Origin of the sequence: Streptomyces sp. CB03238 (genome assembly GCF_002099185.1) — a bacterium.
Lineage (GTDB): Bacteria > Actinomycetota > Actinomycetes > Streptomycetales > Streptomycetaceae > Streptomyces.
In genome coordinates this window covers 435,352-452,455 of sequence record NZ_NBCN01000004.1, presented here as the reverse complement: position 1 = coordinate 452,455, position 17,104 = coordinate 435,352, and the positions used below count along the sequence as shown (strand labels likewise).

Below are 17,104 nucleotides of genomic sequence, written 5' to 3'. Positions count from 1 at the left end.
CCGCGCCCCCGGTCAACCGCCGGGGGCGCACCCATACGCGCAAGCGTCCTCTTGGAGACCAACATGACCGACTACTCGCCCGGAATTCAGCACCTCGCCCAACAGATAGGGCTCGACCCCGAACACGTCGCACACGCCGCTCGCCTCGCCTCACACACCTTCGCCCGCATCCAGGTCACCACCGGCATGACCCTCGACCAGTTCCGCCGCCTGTTCACCCAGGACCGGCACTCCATCGTCATCGTCGCGAACCTGGCCATGCGCCACGCCGGCCGCCGCGACGACGCCCAGCTCCTCATGGACATCTACAAGGCCAGCGCCGGACTCACCGCGTACCAGCGCCCCATCCACACCGGCGTCGGCACCCTGCCCGAGTGCCACGGCGACCGGTACGTCCAAGAGGCCGTGCGCATCCTCACCACCGCCGGACTCCCGCCCATCCACACCGACGGCGTCCACGAGCTCCGCCCCGGCTTCCAGGTCGTGCCCGATGACACCGGAGAACTGCCCGGCTGGGTGTTCATCGCACCCGACCCCGGCGCCAAGGGCCGCACCGGATTCGCGGGCGGAGACCTCGGCTACCTCGCCGTCATGCGCTGGGCCGGATGGGGCGTCATCACCGAACGCCTCCCCGGTGGCCTGTACGCCGCCTGCCACCCCGACCACCGCGACGACCCCTTCCACACCTCCTGACCCGCCCGCGCCCGGCCGCCACCGTGCGGCCGGGCACCCCCCAGAAAGGCATCAGCCCATGAAGCTCCCCGTTGACGACGCAACCCTGGCCTCCTGGTCCGCCCTGCTCGGCCTCACCGACAAGCAGACCGCCGCCACCATCGACGAGATCGAGAAGACCCTGCGCATCGGCTACGAGCACCGCCCCGACGAGCTGCGCGACACCAGCTTCGACCAGCTCATCAGCGACATGGACGCCGACGAGGCAGCCCTGATGTTCCTCATCAACGGCCTGCGCCAGGCCGGGTACCCCGCCGCCGCCTACGACGTCGAGGTCCGCGGCATCTTCGCCACCCTCCGCGATCTCCAGCAGACCCACTGATCCAGCCCTCACCACCCACACGCCGCCCCGGCCGCGCCTTGCGCACCGGGGCGGCCCCATGCGCGCCCGCAGAAAGGATTACGCCGTCGTGTCCGACGACTTCATGCCCCGCACCGCGGCCCCGGCCGCCGAACGGCCCGCCCCTTCATGGGCGAAGAAGCCCCCGCCCAGGACCAAGGCCGCCCGTACGCCCGGCAAGATCACCGCCCGCCGCTACCACGCCCCGCGCGACCCGCACGAGCACGCCCGCAAGATCGCGGAGAACGTCCTCGACGCCTGGTACCAGAGCTTCGGCGGCAGCAGCATCGACGTTCCCCTCGGCACCGTCGCCGGGCTCTCCCTGCTCCGCAACGTCCCCGGCCTCGCGGACTGGGTGCTCAACCTCCAGCCCGAACAACTCCCGCAGCTCCTCAAGGAGATCTACCTCGGCCACTGGATCAAGCGCCCCGACCTGCTCAACCGCGCGATACGCCTGTACGACTGGGCCTGGAACCCCGACCCCGACAAGCAGCAGCTCCGCGCCGTCCACGCCGTCACCCGCGCCGCCATCAACACCGGCCTGATGGACCTCACCGGCCACGACGACCCCTGGCAACGCTCCGAAGCCGACGTCCTCAGCCCCCTGCTCACCGGCCTTCGCCACAAGAGCGACAAGAAGTGGCGCGGCGAGTACCACACGCCGGCGTGCATCACCGACCTGATGGCCAACATGACCGTCGACAAGGACATCCAACCCGGCATGTCCTTCCGCGAACCCGCCGTCGGCAGCGGCACGATGTTCCGCTCAGTCGCCCAACGCCTGCGCGACCTCGGCCTCAACCCGCACGACTTCCACTGGTACGGCAACGACATCGACTCGCTGTCCGCCGGGTGCGCCGCCGTCAACGCGATCATCTGGGACCTCGGCCCGCGCTGCCTCATTGGCTGCGCCGACTCCCTCGCACCGGAAGACGACTACGCCAAGACCCGCGCCGAAGCCAAAGAAGCCTTCGAGCAGCGCGACCGGTACATGGAGACCGCCAGCACCATCGTCGCTTTCCGCCGCGCCTTCGACCTGGTCGACCAGCTCATGCCCAGCAAAGAGAACGCCGCGTGACCGAACCCGACACCTTCGACCGACCCGGCACGACCCCCGCACCACGCCGCCGGCGCCCGGCCTTCGCCGCGCCCCGCGACGAGATCGACGTGCCACCCCTGGATCAGATCGCCCCCGACCTCGAACCGCCCTGGCACAAGGAGGACACCGACACCCCCCACCGCACCGCCGCCTACCGCCACAGGGACGGCCACCGCATCGGCCTGCGCATCCAGCCCCGCAGCCTCGCCATCCAGACCTGGATCACCGCAGGCCCCGACCTGCCGCCGATCCCCGACGGCACCGCCATCGAGCAGGCCGAAGCACAAGCCGCCAACGACGCCCGGCTCCAGCCCGGCCGCACCTGGCACACCGTCCTCACCACCCGCACCAGCAAAGCCCTGGCCGCCGACCTCGGCGCGCTCGTCCGCGAGCGACTACTCCCAGCCCTCACCAACAAGCCACGCGGCATCCCCGCCCCACCTCCACCCGAAGGCATCGGGCAGCCCACCCTCACACCCCAGAAGGAAGGAACCCAGAAGTGACCACGAGCGACAACACCATCCAGGTCACGAGCCTGCCCAACCTCGCCGAGATCCTGCCGTACCTCCTCGGCCACTACCCCGACGACAGCATCGCCCTCCACGCCCCCGGCCCGAACTTCCACGACGGGCCGACCATGACGTGCCCCCTGCCCGAGGACCCCGCCGAGTGGCAGGCCACAGCCGAGAACGCCGCCCGCCAATTCGTGGCCTACGCCCACGACCAAGGGCACAACCCCGACCAGGGCGTCATCATCTACCTCTGCCGCGAACCGCGCCCCGGCCAGACCCCCTGGGACACCGCCGCGCTCCTCGCCCCGCTCACCGACTGGCTCACGACCGCACTCATGGAGCACCGCGCCACCGTTCTCCAGACGATCGGGCTCGTCTCGAACCGGTGGTGGGCGTACGAGTGCCCCACCGAAGGCTGCTGCGAAGGTGAACCGCTCCCGTTCCCCGACGACCCCACCAGCGTCACCGCGCAGATGACCCGCCTCGGCCGTACACGCGGCCCCCGCACCCGCGACATCATCAAGGAGTTCCGGGCCACGGCGGACCCTGCGTTCCTCAAGGACCTGCAAACCGCCGCCGACCACTTCAACTGGCGGTGCGCCACCAACGCCGGACGCGACGCCACGCTCGCGTTGACGTTGGACCAGATCGACGCCGCCATGAGCCGGTTCCGTGACGGGGCGACCGCCCTCAGCCGCGCCCTGACCACGCAGCTCATCGTCGGCCTCCAGGACGACGCCGCCGTGGAGGCCGGCATGGCCCACGCCGAGGACGACGACCTTCCCCACGCCCGACGCCTGTGGGCCTACCTCGCCCGGCACTGCGCCGAACCGTTCACGCAGGAGGCCGTGCCCATCCTGACGCTCTTCGCCTTCGTCGCCTGGCGGCAAGGCGACCTCATCGCCGCGCGGCTCGCCCTGCGTGACGCCATCACCACCGACCCCGACTACGAGCTGGCCACCGGCATACACCTCGCCACCATCGACGGTGAAGACCCCCGAGACTGGCTCACCTCCGCCCGCGAGGGCCGTGCCCACCGCGCGGCACACCTCCAGCACGCCGTCGAGATCGCCAGCGAGTACCGCCCCACCACCGACACCACCGCGGTGCGCTACCGCGAGGCCCTCGACGCAGCCACCGCCGACTACGCCCCCCGGACCCTCACCGAAGACCGGAGGATCCTCGCCCAGTACGGCACCGTCGACATCATCGACGGCGCCCTGGCCGACTTCCGCAACGGCCGACCTCAGCTCATGGACGAGATCGCCGCCCGCATCATCCTCGGCCTGCAAGACCGGGAAACCCGAGACGCCGCGCTGTCCAGCGGCGAGGAGAGCGACCTCCCCTACGAACGCCATCTCTGGGGCTACCTCGCCCGGCGCTGCGTACCGCCGCACACCGACAAAGCCCCGCCGCTCCTCACCCTCCTCGGCTGGGTCGCCTGGCGACAGGACGACACCGTCACCGCCACCCACGCCTTCGCGGACGCCCTCGACATCGACCCCGGCTACACGCTCGCCCAGATCCTGCTCGACGGCATCCGCACCGAGTGCGACCCGGCCCCGCTCCTGGCGACATACCGCGAGGCCGCAGCGCGATTCGCTGCGAGCCGCGCGGATCTCGACACCCTCTGACCACCACGGTGGCCCCGGCAGCCTCGCCGGGGCCACCCTGCTCCGGAGACACCCATGATGTCGGGGTCACCCAGGACGGGCGCTCAGCGCCTCGTCTCGTACCTGGTCAAGATCACGCCGCAGGGGAGCGTCCGCGTCTCCACCAGGTTGAGGTTCACCCAGTTGTCCAGCGCGGTGAAGAACGGCGTGCCGCCGCCCACCAGGACCGGCGCGGTGGCCAGCACGTACTCGTCAATCAGCCCGGCCCGCATGGCCGCCCCGGCGAGCGTCGCGCCGCCGATGTCCATCGGGCCGCCGTCCTCGGCCTTGAGCCGGGCGATCTCCGTGACTGCGTCACCGGTGACCAGGCGGGTGTTCCAGTCGACCTTGTCGATCGTCGAGGAGAACACCACCTTCGACATGTCCCGCCAGCGGCGCGCGAACTCGATCTCCGCCGGGGTGGCGTTGGGCTGCTGGTCGCCGGTCGGCCAGTAGGAGCTCATCGTTTGCCACAGCTTGCGCCCGTACAGCGTCAGGTCGGTCGCCTGCAACTGGTCGGACCAAAACTGGAACAGCTCGTCGCTCGGCACGCTCCAGCCGATGTCGTCGCCGGGCGCGGCGATGTAGCCGTCCAGGGTCAGGTTCATGCCGTAGATCAGTTTCCGCATGGCGCCAGCCTTCCGTGAGTCGGTCTCACGCGTACGGACCGGCGCGGCGCGGGAAACTCATCGGTGCGCGATCTGAGCTCACATGTAGTCCTCGTGCTCGGTGGCTCAGCCGCCGACTCATCGTTCCGCCGAGGAAATGGCATCGATCTGAGAGGGAACGGGCGATCCGACCGATCAACGGGGTACGCTGAGCACGGCGGCTGACCTGCGAAAAGCCGCGATGCTCCACCTCCGGGCACAGGAGGTAAGAACCCGCTGCGCCGGTAAGGCACTCCGCTGCGTGCGAGTTCCAGACCTCGACTTCCCTCACCGCTCAACCTGCGTCGATGCAGGCAGGCGCCTCAAGTAACTCCCTCGGGAGGGCTCTCCGGGGACCGCCAGGGGACACGCAGGGGACGGAAGGACGCGGAAAGATCAGGAAGGCCGGCGCAGAGCCCGAACGGCAAAGCCTGTCTGACCTGCGGTTATAGGAAAGACGGGGTAAGAGCCGGGACGGATCGGAAGATCAGAAAAGGACTCATAATCCGTCGGCCGTGGGTTCGAGTCCCACCCGCCCCACCACACAGTGGTCACGCAGAAACGTTCCTACCTGCGAAAACGCGAGAACGGGGGGCACCGCTCCAGGGCGGCGACCCCCGTTCATCCGTTCAGACCAAGATCCAGGGGACACGGGCAGGCGACATGCGAGTCATAGCCGACTTTGGTCGTATCGCCTGATTGGTGCCGTGGATGGGAGGCTTCGAGCGCCTCGGCTCTGTACTGCCTCCTCCGTACGCCGGGGTGCCGCAGGCTCGGTCGGCACCGCGCCTTCCACGGTTGAATACCGGTGTGGCACGGAAAGTGGCGGGATTCGACGAGGACGATCTGAGGGCGCTGGCCGGGGCTCGGTCCTTCGAGCGGGGGCTGGGGTATCTGGACGCGGTGAGTGGGCTGGAGGTGGGGGAGGGCTCGGTCACCGCCGTGGTGCACGGTACGGATGTCTACGAGGTGGAGCTCACCCTCGGCGCCGCGGAGGGGATCTCGGGATGGTGCAACTGCCCGTACGGACAGGAAGCCAACTTCTGCAAGCACTGTGTGGCGGTCGGGCTGACCGTGCTGCGGCGGGCGAAGACGATCCCGCGTCAGCGGGCCGCCGCACGGGCGCGAGTTTCCGGCTTGGAGGCGTGGCTTTCGGCGCTGCCACGTGACGAACTCCTGGCGCTGGTGCGGGAGCAGGTCGCCGAGGACCGGGAACTACGCCGGCGTTTGGAGCTGCGGGCGGCCACTGCTCGTTCCGACCTCAGTACGGTCCGGGATCGGATCATCGCCCTGATCGATCCACGGCCGTTCGCCAGGTACGGGTACATCGAGTACGCGGATGCCTCCGGGTATGCGCGGCAAGTCGCCGAGGCGGCGAGCGCCCTGCGCGCCTTGACCGCCGACGGGCAGGCGGCGCAGGCGGTCGGTCTGGCCGAGGAGGCGATCCGGGTGCTGGGGGAGGCGTACGGGGAGATCGACGACTCCGACGGTGTGGTCGGGGAGGCCGCCGCCGCAGTGGCCGAGGCCCATCTGGGGGCGTGCGGGGTCGCATGCCCTGATCCGGCTCGGCTGGCCGAGTGGCTGGTCGGCACGGTGCTTGACGACAGCAACGACGTGACAGACCTGGACCCGCTCGACTACGCGGAGGTGCTGGGGCCGAGCGGACTGGCCCGCATGCGGCAGCTGGCGGCCGAGGCACTCAGGCGCAGGCCGTCCGGCTGGGCGGAGCGGTACCTGATGGAGCGCCTGGTCAAGGCGGAGGGCGACGTCGACGCACTGGTCGCCGTGCACGCGCAGGACCTCGACCCGTCCGGTGCCACCCATCTGCTCATCGCCGAGGAACTGGAAACGGCGGGCCGTGCGGACGAGGCACTCGCCTGGGCCGAGCGGGGACTGCGGGACTGCGCCGCTGAGACGTACATCGACGGCCGTCTGGTCGAGCACGTATGTGTCCAGTACGCAAAGATGGGGCGGGCGGCGGACGCGGTCACGGTGCGCCGGGACCGGTTCCGTGTCGAGCGGTCCCTGGCCGCCTACCAGCAGCTGCGCTCTGCCGCTCGGGCCGCAGAGTGCTGGGAGGCCGAGCGCGTGGCCGCGCTGGCCGCGCTGAGGGAAGACGCCCGCCGTGAGCGCGGCGGCCGGTACGGCGGGCCCGTGTTGATCGACGCGCTGCTCGATGACGGCGATGCGGACGCGGCCTGGCGCGAGGCCGAGGGCATCGCCGACGGCCGGCAGTGGGAACACCTCGCCGACCTGTCGCGCGAGACGCACCCGGCTGAGGCGCTCGCGGTCTACCTGCGGCTGGTCGAGCGGCTGAAGGAGCCGACCGGCGACCGTGCCTACGAGCACCTGGCGCGGCTGCTGCTGGGTGCCCGTGACTGCCATCGCGCGCTGGGGACGCAGGAGGCGTACACCGAACATCTCGCCGGCCTGCGGGCGGAACTGAAACGCCGGCGCAAGCTGATGAGCATCCTCGACCGGTACGGTCTGTGAAGGGGCGGGCCCGGTGCCTGCGCTTCCACGGCAGCGGCGACCAGCAGGTCGACGGGACTCGCACTGCGGTACTCGCGCTTGGCGGGCGCGTGCCTGATGAGCCGCTACAGATCGTCGGGCAGAAGACGAAAAGCCGGATGGCCGGTCAGTGGGCGGATCATGCGGAAGTGGCGGTCGTTGGTGAACATGGCGTCAGTGCGGTAAGCGGCGGCCAGGGCCACGTTCATCGCGTCTGTCAGGCCGACCCCTTTTCCGCCGTCCGCGTCTGCGTACCCCTCGGCGACAGCGATGGCGGCACTCAAGTGCGCGCTGATCGAGGGGACTTCGAAGCGCCGGGTGGCCGTGTTGCGTTCGATGAACCGGGCTGCCGTCAGTGCCTTGCGGGTTCCCGCACGTGCGGTGATCAGGTAGTCCAGTTCGGCCAGGACCATGGGGGAGATGACGAGATGGCTGACCGCTGCCAGAGCTTTCCTGTGCTGCTGGTGGCCTGTGAGGTTCGGGTCGAGCAGACGGTACAGAGCGTTGGTGTCGGCGATGGCGACCAGGCTCACGAACCCATCCCCTTCAGCACGTCCTCGATCTCGTCATCGCTGAGATCGGGCAGGCCGAGGTCGGGCAGCTCTATGTCTCCCATGGGGTCGGTCGGAAACGAGGGAATGTCGTTTTCGGTGATAGGCACGACCCGGGCGACAGGGGTGCCGTTCTTGGTGACGGTGACGGTCTCACCGCGTGCCGCCGCGGCGAGGATCTGGGAGGACTTCTGGTTGAACTCGCGGGCGGTCGTCTCCATGTCCTACATGTTACTACACTGGAGATCTCCGGTGGGGGCGGTAACGGTCACAGAGGACTCGATAGCTCTCCGTAAAGGCTGGGCCGCGGTTTCAGCGTGGCGTCTGCCTCAGGGGCAATGCCAGGACGATGACGCCGCAGCCCGCCGAGTCCTCCGGATGCACCGAGTCGTCCGGAAACCTCACATACGCGCCCTTCGTGCACCTCGCCGCACCCAACAGTGTTCTCTACCGCGGCGTGATGAGGGCGTTCCTGACGGCCAAGGAGCGGTTCGCGGTGCATCTGCGGCCCGAGGACGTCCACGCCGCTCTGCCGTCGGAGCACCGCCCCGCCGCCCCGGACGCCGTTGTCAAGGCGCTGGACAGCCTCGTCGGGTGGGGCAATCTGCGGGCGGATCCGGACACCTCCCGGGTCACCGCGGTCGAGGACTTCCACCGCTGAGCGCGAGGACGCCCTGTGGCCGTGAACGACGGGCAGCCCCCGGCGCCCGTCGACCGCGACCGCCTGGCCCGCCTGCTCGGCGGTCCTGACCTGGCCTGGCTGGTCGACCGCGTACGCCGCCGCATGGCACGGGAGGAGGCCCTGACCGGCCCGGTTACCCTGGCCGACCCCACCCCCGCACAGCGCGCCGCCGCCGAGCGGCTGCTGGGCCGTGGCCCCGGCGCCGGACGCTCGCTCAGCGTGCGCCTCGACGCGGTGGACGCCGTCCTGCGCCGCTCCGGCGTCAGCCCCGGTGGCCTGGGCGCCGCCGTCACCGCCCTCACCGGTCCCGTCGCCCGGGTCGCCGATGTCCGCGAGCGGGAGGAGCAGGCATGGCGGGACGCGTACGAACCCCTCGGCATCCTGATCCGCACGGTCAGACCCGAACTGACTGCCTGGGCCGACCGGTTGCGCGGCGACGGTCTCGTACGCCGGCTCGCCCGCAGCCCGCACACGGCGCGGAGACTGCTGGGCGACACCGCAGAGGCCCTGCGCCGGCTGCCCGCCGACCCGGCTGTCTCCCTGCCCGCCTTCGCCGCCACCGCCTTCGGTGACGCCCATGCCCTCGACGACGGCACCCCGCTCGCCACCCTCGTCCTGTCCGGCGCCCGCGCCCTGACCGGCTTCCCGGACGGCGGCGGAACCGAGTGGCGCCGCGGGGCCTGGGCCTCAGCCGGGCTCCTCAAGGGCGCCCTGTCCTCCACCGTCCTCACCCTCGGCCTGCGCGGCACCCCCGCCATCGACTGGGCGGCCGACGCCGGCGAACCCGTCGTGCTCACCCTGCGCCAGCTCACCCGTGCTCCGCCCCGCACGGCACCCGGCACTGGGACCCGGACCTGCCCGTTGCCCTCACCGAACTCGGCGTGCGCATCGGGGAGGAGACGGTACTCGACGACCTGTTGGCCGACCTCGGACATTGAGCCGGGGCGGCGACGGCGCCATGGACGTCTCCCCGGGTGTCCAGTTCCGAGGCAGGAGCTCCACCGGCGGTGGTCCTCCGGCGGGCTGGTGGACCGCCAGGACGCGCAGGGGACGGAAGGACGCGGAAGGATCAGAGAAGCCGGCGCGGAGCCAGAACATCCCAGGGCCTCTGACCTGCAATCATGGGGAGATCGAAGCAAGATTGGGGACTGATCGGAAGATCCGAAAAGGACTCATAATCCGTCGGCCGTGGGTTCGAGTCCCACCCGCCCCACCACACAGTGGTCACGCAGAAACGTTTCTACCTGCGAAAACGCGAGAACGGGGGGCACCGCTCCAGGGCGGCGACCTCCGTTCATCCGTTCAGACCAAGATCCAGGGGACACGCACGGGCCCGGAGGGCGCCGGACGGGTCCCTGAGGGGCCTACGCCACCTCCTCAGACCGCCTTTGGCCTTCCTCGCTGGCTTCGAAGAGAACGCGAGCCAAGCTCTCGAGTTCCCTCTCGCTCTCGCCGTCGATGACGAAGCGGGCGAGGCCCCGCCCCTTCCCGAGCTCCGGGAGGTGCGCGGTGGTCTTGTCCGCCGACAAGATCCTTAGGCCGGGCTCCTTGCAGTGGTCGCGTACCCACTGGATCACGGCCAGGTTCGCGTTCTCCTGGCCGGCGGCCGCCGTCTTGATCTTGCCGAGTGAGCGCCCGTCGTGCCGTGCCTTCACGCTGACGGTCCAGACGCCGTCGCGGTTGCGGGTGCCGTCGGCGTAGACAACGGCCATCCCGTCGCTGAAGAGCTTCTGGGGAAGGTCGAGCGGACGGAGCACGTCGTAGGAGACGCTGCGCGGGATCACGGACGTCATGGACGCGGCCTCGCGTCGTGCGAGCTCCGGCAGGACGCTGGTGCAGGTGTCCGAGGTGATCTGGCGCGAGAGGTGCCCAAGTCGCTCCTGGACCACCTTGGTCGTTGCCCTGGAGCAGCGACAGACCGGCCGAGATGTGCCGGAGATCATGAAGCCGGACCGGGGTCAGGCCGGACAGCTCCACCAGGCGCTTGAAGCGTCGGCTCACACAGTCGGCCGGCCCGGGGGCCGCCGGCCGCCGGGCGTCAACGGCCGCCCGCCCTGGGAGCGGACATGCACAGGTCGCGTTCGGTCGCCTCCTGAGTTACGCGCAGCACGGTGGACCGGTCGGCGCGGAACAGGGCGATCTCGCTGGGGTCGAGTCCGCTGGTGACCCGTCCCGCGTCGCCACCCCGGAGGGTGGCCACCGTCGCCGCGTGCCGAGCCTCCAGGGCGAGGAGCAGCTCGGCCGTGCGCCAGAACTCGCTGCGTGGCTGGGGGTGTCGGGTGACGTGCACGACGGTTGTCCAGGGGCCCGGGGCCTCGGTGGCGGTGGGCGCCTTGGGCAGGTCGGTGACCAGGGCCTGGGGGCCGTGGCCGTACCCCGGGGCCGCGCCGCGGCGGGGCGGCCACGCGGCGGTGTCGGCCAGGACCAGGCGGCCTGCGGACGCGCCGTGCAGGGCGCTCCACTGCGCGGGGTGGCCGGTGCGCACCGTGACGAAGGCGCCCACGGCCAGCAGTCGGCAGGCCAGCAGGCGGCCCATGAGCGGGTCCCCGAGGGCGGCGACGCGCACGGGCCGGGGTGCCAAGGCCGGCAGTGAGACGGGGATGCCGGAGCGGTCGACGCCGAGGTGGATCCCGGCGGCGGGCGCGGCCAGGACGAGGTCCGGCGCCTCGTCGCCGTGCCAGGGGGTGGCCGGCAGGTCGGCGAGCGCGGGCTGCGGGAAGGCTGGTGAGACGTGCGGGGCAGCCGTGCGGGATGGCGTGGCGGAAGGAGTCATGTCGTGTGCGCTCCGATCGTGAATCCCGTGACGTCGACGAGGCTGCGCGGCGGGTGGGCGAGCGGCAAGGTGGCCACCAGGCCCGCGTGTTGCTGCCCGGTCAGAGGGTGGAGAGCACCTTGGCTCACCAGGCGTTGGTGTTCGCGCCAGGCGATGTCGGCGCGGGGGCTGACCAGGCGCACGATGGTGCGTACCGCGGTGTCGGGGCCGTCGTTGCTCAGGGTCAGCGCGGTGACGACACGGGCGGCTTCGGCGGGGGCGAGGGCACGGAGCAGGCGGCCCCAGTCGGCCTGGGTGGCAAGGTGCGCGGTCAGGCAGGAGTGGGTGGCCTCGGTGCCGGACCAGTGGTCGGCGTGCAGGCGGCCGGTGCCGCTCGGGTCGCCCAGGTCGTCCAGGAGGCGGGCCGTGCGGGCGGCGTCGAGAGGCTCTGTGGTGAGACCGTCGGAGCGCAGGGCGGCACGCAGCCGTGCGGTGGCGGCGACGACGCCGGCCCGTGCCCCGGCCGCCGCGCCGCCCCGGGCCTCGGCCACCTCCGGGGCCTGCAGAGGTTCATGGCGCAGCACGAGCCAGGCCCGGGCGGCCACGGGGTGGTCGGTCTGCGGCATGCTGCGGTAGGAGCGTGCGGGCGCGAAGTGGCGCAGATGTCCGATGCCCGGGGGCGCGAACTGTTCGACGACGACCTGTACGGCCGCGGGCCGTGCCGGGTCCCGGCCGAGCCACTGGATCAGGCCGTTGACGCTGATCCTGGCGGCGCCGGTGGTGGTGGGCACTTCAAGTACGGCGGCGTAGCCGCGTCCGTCGTGGATGACGCCGACGGTGGCGCCGTTGCGGTCGCTCGCGTCTGTGACCTCCAGCGCGGGGAAGAGCGTGCGGGCCAGTCCGCGCGGCATCGTGCGGGGTGGGACAGCGGGAGGCGGCGTGGCAAACGCGTCCCGCTGGAGCAGCCGCAGCAGGTGTCCGCTCGCCCGGCGTCCGCGTATCCGCAGCACCGTCAGGGTGAGCAGGGCGGTTCCGGCCGCGGCGAGTGCGTAACCGGCGAGCCCGGTGACCGCGATGCCCGCCGCCACACAGCCCAGGCCCGCCTCGGCCGCTACGAGACGTCCCCTGTTGACGACGGTGCGGCCGGGGCGTGTCTCGGCGCGCGGCGCCGAGGCGGTGACGGCCCGGGAGGTGGAAAACCGGGTGGTGGCGGCCGGGGTGGTGGGCGGTGTGGTCACTGGTCCTCCGTGGTACGTCCGGTGTGTTCCTCCGCCGCCGCCTCCGGGTCGAGGACGGGCCCTTCGGGCAGGAGGCGCACGAAGCTCTTGGGTACGGTGCGCGAGGCGTCGGGGTCGTAGCGCAGCCGCTTGACGGCGTCCGCCGAGGACAGCGGGTAGGCGGTGCCGCTGTCGGTGATCAGGGTGTGGGTGCCACCCGGTCCGGTGGCGGTGGCTGCGCGGACCAGGGCGCCGCGGCCTGCGGGAATGTAGAGCCGGTCGAGTTCGCCGAGTGCGGCGCTGTCGGCGGCGGCCACGGGCTTCAGGCCCTGGGGGCGCGGCAGTTGGGCGGGCAGGTGCACGGTGGCCTGCCAGGCGGCGTCCCCGCTCGCACCGCCAGGGGTAGTGCTGACGCATACCGGCTGATCGCGCGCCGGTTCCTCGGCCCGTGGCAACTGTTCGGGCCAGGCGTCCTGCCCGGGGTCGCTCTCCTCGGAACGTGAAGCACGCGCCAAGTCCGCTGCCGACAGCATGTGTTCGACGCCGCTGTCGGTGCGCAGCACGGCGTAGGTGAGGGCGGAGACAGCGAGCAGTCCGTCCCGGCGGACCTGGTAGTACTGCGGGTGAGGGCCCTTGGGGTCACCGGTGACGAGGTCGCCGACGGCCGCGCCGTCGGGCAGCCCGGACGCGCCGGGCGCGTCCCCGGCGGCGGGCGGTGGCTCGGGAGCCTCGATGGCCGGGCCTTCAGGGACGGTTGCCAGGATGTCGTCGGACAGTGGTGCAGGCTCGGCGCGCTGCAGGCCCAGTGCGTCCCGCATGGCGGGGCTCAGGGCGTGGCGGCGGCCCTCGGTGAGCAGCCACAGCTCCTTGTCGGGGGCGCTGACCAGGACGGTGGCCGACCGGGCGGCGCCGGAAGGTGCGGCGTCGGGTACGGAGACGAACAGTTCGGTGCGCGCGGCGGAACTCCCGCTGTGCGCGGGCACGGTGCACACGGTCCACGGCGCGGTGGAGAGCCTGTCCGCGGGCGGCAGGGCGTCGGGGGCGGCGGGGATACCGACGGGCAGGCCGCGCGGCGCCGCGTCGAGCGCTTCGGCGCGGACCTTCACCGGCTCCTTGCCGCCGCCCACGAGCAGGGCCGAGGAGAGGTTCAGGGCTGGGTGGGCGACCCCGTCGGTGATGACGTAGCGATCGCCGCTGCCGCTGACCACGACGGCGCCGTCGCCGGGCAGGTCGGGGCCGCTGCCCGCGCCCAGCCAGCCGGCGGTCCCAAAGCCCGCCATGGCGAGGACGGCCAGGGCGCTGCCGCCCGCCAGTGCCCGGTTGAGGCGCCGCCGCGGGTCGTGCTGTGCCTCGTCGCGGCCCTGGATCAGGCTGGTGACCTGCCGCCGGTTCTCGTAGGCATGGGATTCGGCTTGTTCTCGTGTGGTGGCCATCATCCGGTCCGGTGAGTGGTGAGGGCCGACGGCTGACGTGCCGTGGCCGGGGTCGTCGGGTGGTGCCCGGGCTCCGCTCGTCGGGTGAGGCGGGCTAGCGTGTCGGCGTGTGGCGCCGCCGCACGGTCCGGGTGACGGTTCACCCGATGTGTGCGGACACCGGGGTGGCCGGGGCGCCAGCCGCGGGCGGCGGCACGGCGGATCGCCGGGGCGCCGAACAGCGCGGCCGCGATGGCGCACAGCAGTCCGGCACTCCACAGCACGGCGGTGGCGGCCTGCCGGGACAGCCAGGGTTCCTCGCGCGGCAGCGCCTGCAGCGGGACGCGTCCGGAGCCTTCCTTCGGCCGGACCGCGTCGGATGTGGCGGGGCCGAGGCGGGTGAGCGCGGCGAAGGGGTCGACGAGCCCCGCTCCGGCCCGCGTGTCGTCCGCGCCGCCCAACGGGTCGGCGGAGGCCGTCAGGCGTTCGCCGATCTGCGCGGCCGACAGGTCGGGGAAGCGGCTGCGCAACAGAGCTGCAGCGCCGGCCACTTGGGGCGCGGCGTAGCTGGTGCCCTGGTCCGTCCGGTAGCCGGAGCCGCCCGCCGCGGGGAAGACGAGGCCGTCGCCGTAAGCGGCGAGGTCCACCCAGTCGCCGCTGTTGGACTCCTCCATCACCGTGCCGTCGTCGCCGACCGCCGCGACCGCGATGACGCCGTCGTACGCGGCCGGGTAGACCTTCGTGCCGCGGAGACCCTCGTTGCCCGCGGCCGCGACGACCACGACGTCGCGCGCGACGGCCCGGGCGATCGCCCGGCGCACCTCGGCCCGGTCGACGGGCAGGGCCAGGGAGAGGTTGAGGACCGTGGACCCGGCGTCCACAGCGTCGTCGATGGCCGCGGCCAGGGCGCGGGGCGAACTCCGGTCGACGCCGTCGACCATGCGGACCGGGTGGATCCGGGCCCGGGGAGCGACTCCGGCGATTCGGGTTTCGCCGCCGCGGCTCGCGGCGATGATGCCCGCGACGGCGGTGCCGTGTCCCTCGCAGTCCGCGTCCGGTTCGGGCTCCTGGCGCTCGAACTCCTTCTTGCTGCGCACCATGACGAACTCGCTGCCCGCGTCGACGGCGGCGCGCAGTTCGGGGTGGGTGCGGTCGACGCCGGAGTCGATGACGCCGACCATGACGCCCTGACCTTCGGTGAGGTCCCAGGCGGAGGCCAGGCCGAGCCGCTCGGCCAGGGGTTCCTTCGGCACGTCCGGGGGCAGTGGCTCTCCCTTCTCGGGCCGCGTGCGGCAGGAGGTGTCCACGCGGTGCGGGGCAGCGGTGGCGGGAGCGGCGGGCAGCAGAAGCGCCGCGGTGGCGGCCGCGAGCAGCGCCGCCCCCGACCGGCGTGGCGCCCGGGCCCGCCGGGGTGCGGAACGTGGCGTCATGGCGCTCACGCCTTGAGCTTCAGCAGGGCCGTGTAGACCTCGAACACGGCGAGGACCACCGGGATCACGGACAGCAGTAGCGTCGTCTCGCACACGTCGAGCGTGCGGGCGAGGCGGGGGTTGAGGCCGCGCCGTCCGCTGAGCATTGCCACCGTGGCCGCGATCGCAGCGACGACCAGGCAGATCGGCAGGGCCACGGCGACCAGGGCCGGCTGCTCACCACGCTGCCCGGTGATCACCACGGCTGCGGCGCCGAGGAACATCACCGCAGTGGCCGCCAGCGGGATCAGCACCTGCGCGAACTCCTTGAACAGGCGGGCCCGCAGCAGTGTCAGCAGGGCGAGCAGCGCGGCGAGGACACCGGGCCACGGCCGGCCCGCGCCCGCCAGGACCAGCACTCCGGTGGCGACCACCGTGAGGCTTCCGGCCAGCATGCCGGTGAGCAGTGTCCGGGCCCTGCGTACCCGTACCCGAAGCGCGTCCTGGGGCGGCGGTTCCGGCAGCTGCTCCATGTCGTCGGCGGTGGCAGCCAGGTGGGGGCCGGGGACGCGGGTGAAGCGCAGGGCCAGGGCGGGCAGCAGGGTGGTGGCGGCCAGGGCGCAGGGCGCGGCCACGGCGGCGGCGCGGGCCGGGCTGGTGTCACCCGCGGCGGAGACGGCCGCACCGAACGCCGCGAGCAGGCCCGCGGTGGTCAGCGCACCGAACAGCCCGTCGGCGCCCCCGATCAGCACCGGGCCCGCGGACCCGATCGCGGCGAGTACCACGCAGGCCAGCAACAGCCCGCCGGGGCCGATGCCGTGGGTGAGAGGGGCCGGGCCGCCGAGCAGGCGCACCGCCGCCACCACGGCGAGGGGCGCGGCGAGCACACCGGCCGCCGCGCCCGCGGCCAGATCGCCGAACGCCCGGGAGAACAGCGCGCCCAGGCCGAGGGCGAGCAGCGCAAGCAGCACCCCGATCACGCCGGGCAGCCGTCCCGGCGCCGTGGCGAGCAGACCGGCGGCGGCGCACACGGCGAGGGCCGCGAACACGGCAGCGGCGGGACGCACTCCGGATCCGCCCCAGGCCCGACGGACCCCCTCGTCGCCGATGACCTCGACCACGTCGTCGTACAGCGGGCCGCCCAGCTCCTCGTCCCCGCGGGTGAGGAACAGCACGTCGCCCTCGCGCACCTCCTGGGTGGCCAGCGTTCTGCTGTGCTGCAGACGGCTGCCGTCCAGGCGCCGCAGAGTCCAACCGCCGTGCGTCGTACCGCCGTCGGGCCCCGGTTCCTCGCCCGCGTGGCGCAGCAGCGCGGGCAGGAGGCGGGCCAGCGGCACCTCGGTGGGGACCGCGAGGTCGGCGCGGCCGCGGGGGCCGGCGACCGCGACGCGGCAGAAGCCGCTGTCGCCGGGCGCGGTGGGGCTCTGCCGCAGCGGTGTCAGCTGCATGGTGCTGCTGTACGTGGCGGTGTGGTGTTCCTGCGCATCGGGGCGCTCGGCGGTGGGGCTGCCGGCGGTCGGGCTGTTGGAGGTGGGGGCGGTCATGACGTCGGTCCCACGGCGCACATCCTTCGGGGTCCTGTCGGGCT

The 17,104-nt window shown here is 72.3% G+C and carries 17 protein-coding genes; 8 read left to right on the top strand and 9 right to left on the bottom strand.

Annotated elements, in window-relative coordinates; translation table 11 throughout:
* Positions 1-63 precede the first annotated feature (63 nt).
* From BKD26_RS09335 to BKD26_RS09320, 5 genes are all read left to right on the top strand, one after another.
* Complete coding sequence (locus tag BKD26_RS09335; RefSeq protein ID WP_084897343.1) at positions 64-693, top strand: hypothetical protein; 630 nt, start codon at positions 64-66, stop codon at positions 691-693.
* A 58-nt stretch (positions 694-751) separates the two neighbouring features.
* Complete coding sequence (locus BKD26_RS09330; RefSeq protein WP_084897342.1) at positions 752-1,054, top strand: hypothetical protein; 303 nt, start codon at positions 752-754, stop codon at positions 1,052-1,054.
* A gap of 88 nt (positions 1,055-1,142) precedes the next feature.
* Positions 1,143-2,150 carry an N-6 DNA methylase gene (locus BKD26_RS09325; protein ID WP_143662630.1) on the top strand — a complete coding sequence of 336 codons (1,008 nt, stop codon included), beginning with the start codon at positions 1,143-1,145 and terminating at the stop codon, positions 2,148-2,150.
* Complete coding sequence (locus BKD26_RS40185; protein ID WP_179166479.1) at positions 2,147-2,674, top strand: hypothetical protein; 528 nt, start codon at positions 2,147-2,149, stop codon at positions 2,672-2,674. The genes BKD26_RS09325 and BKD26_RS40185 overlap by 4 nt, the downstream gene beginning before the upstream one ends.
* Positions 2,671-4,317: a DUF4192 family protein gene (locus tag BKD26_RS09320; RefSeq protein WP_179166478.1), complete on the top strand. Its 1,647-nt coding sequence runs from the start codon at positions 2,671-2,673 to the stop codon at positions 4,315-4,317. The genes BKD26_RS40185 and BKD26_RS09320 overlap by 4 nt, the downstream gene beginning before the upstream one ends.
* Before the next feature lie 83 nt (positions 4,318-4,400).
* Here the strand turns inward: BKD26_RS09320 and BKD26_RS09315 are convergent, their stop codons facing one another.
* Positions 4,401-4,964 carry a dihydrofolate reductase family protein gene (locus tag BKD26_RS09315; protein ID WP_084897339.1) on the bottom strand — a complete coding sequence of 188 codons (564 nt, stop codon included), beginning with the start codon at positions 4,962-4,964 and terminating at the stop codon, positions 4,401-4,403.
* Between the two features lie 828 nt (positions 4,965-5,792).
* Between BKD26_RS09315 and BKD26_RS09305 the strand changes: the two genes are divergently transcribed.
* Positions 5,793-7,475 (top strand): DUF6880 family protein, encoded by a 1,683-nt coding sequence (locus tag BKD26_RS09305; protein WP_241518586.1) that lies wholly within the window; start codon positions 5,793-5,795, stop codon positions 7,473-7,475.
* Positions 7,476-7,579: 104 nt separating this feature from the next.
* Here BKD26_RS09305 and BKD26_RS09300 read toward each other — a convergent pair whose 3' ends face one another.
* Positions 7,580-8,026: a PIN domain-containing protein gene (locus tag BKD26_RS09300; RefSeq protein WP_084897337.1), complete on the bottom strand. Its 447-nt coding sequence runs from the start codon at positions 8,024-8,026 to the stop codon at positions 7,580-7,582.
* A complete protein-coding gene (locus BKD26_RS09295) occupies positions 8,023-8,265 on the bottom strand; it encodes a type II toxin-antitoxin system prevent-host-death family antitoxin (RefSeq protein ID WP_084897336.1) in 243 nt (80 codons plus the stop codon). Before BKD26_RS09295 ends, BKD26_RS09300 begins: the two co-directional genes overlap by 4 nt.
* A 128-nt stretch (positions 8,266-8,393) precedes the next feature.
* Between BKD26_RS09295 and BKD26_RS09290 the strand changes: the two genes are divergently transcribed.
* Both BKD26_RS09290 and BKD26_RS09285 read left to right on the top strand, forming a co-directional pair.
* Positions 8,394-8,705, top strand: a complete 312-nt coding sequence (locus BKD26_RS09290; protein WP_241518585.1) for a DUF2397 family protein — start codon at positions 8,394-8,396, stop codon at positions 8,703-8,705.
* 15 nt (positions 8,706-8,720) lie between these two features.
* Positions 8,721-9,878 carry a TIGR02679 domain-containing protein gene (locus BKD26_RS09285; RefSeq protein ID WP_241518584.1) on the top strand — a complete coding sequence of 386 codons (1,158 nt, stop codon included), beginning with the start codon at positions 8,721-8,723 and terminating at the stop codon, positions 9,876-9,878.
* 212 nt (positions 9,879-10,090) lie between these two features.
* On the opposite strand, the gene BKD26_RS09275 is transcribed toward BKD26_RS09285, so the two are convergent.
* The 6 genes from BKD26_RS09275 to eccD all read right to left on the bottom strand — a co-directional run bounded on the left by BKD26_RS09275 (position 10,091) and on the right by eccD (position 17,060).
* Positions 10,091-10,519: a hypothetical protein gene (locus BKD26_RS09275; RefSeq protein WP_143662629.1), complete on the bottom strand. Its 429-nt coding sequence runs from the start codon at positions 10,517-10,519 to the stop codon at positions 10,091-10,093.
* Positions 10,520-10,764: 245 nt separating this feature from the next.
* A complete protein-coding gene (locus BKD26_RS09270) occupies positions 10,765-11,499 on the bottom strand; it encodes a hypothetical protein (protein WP_084897334.1) in 735 nt (244 codons plus the stop codon).
* Entirely contained in the window at positions 11,496-12,716 is a 1,221-nt protein-coding gene (locus BKD26_RS09265) for a type VII secretion protein EccE (protein WP_084897333.1), read from the bottom strand. The genes BKD26_RS09270 and BKD26_RS09265 overlap by 4 nt, the downstream gene beginning before the upstream one ends.
* On the bottom strand, positions 12,713-14,128 hold the full coding sequence (gene eccB, locus BKD26_RS09260; protein WP_084897332.1) for a type VII secretion protein EccB: 1,416 nt from the start codon (positions 14,126-14,128) through the stop codon (positions 12,713-12,715). The genes BKD26_RS09265 and eccB overlap by 4 nt, the downstream gene beginning before the upstream one ends.
* On the bottom strand, positions 14,128-15,537 hold the full coding sequence (locus BKD26_RS09255) for a S8 family serine peptidase (RefSeq protein ID WP_143662628.1): 1,410 nt from the start codon (positions 15,535-15,537) through the stop codon (positions 14,128-14,130). The genes eccB and BKD26_RS09255 overlap by 1 nt, the downstream gene beginning before the upstream one ends.
* 5 nt (positions 15,538-15,542) lie before the next feature.
* Positions 15,543-17,060, bottom strand: a complete 1,518-nt coding sequence (gene eccD / locus BKD26_RS09250) for a type VII secretion integral membrane protein EccD (protein ID WP_084897330.1) — start codon at positions 17,058-17,060, stop codon at positions 15,543-15,545.
* Positions 17,061-17,104: the final 44 nt, after the last annotated feature.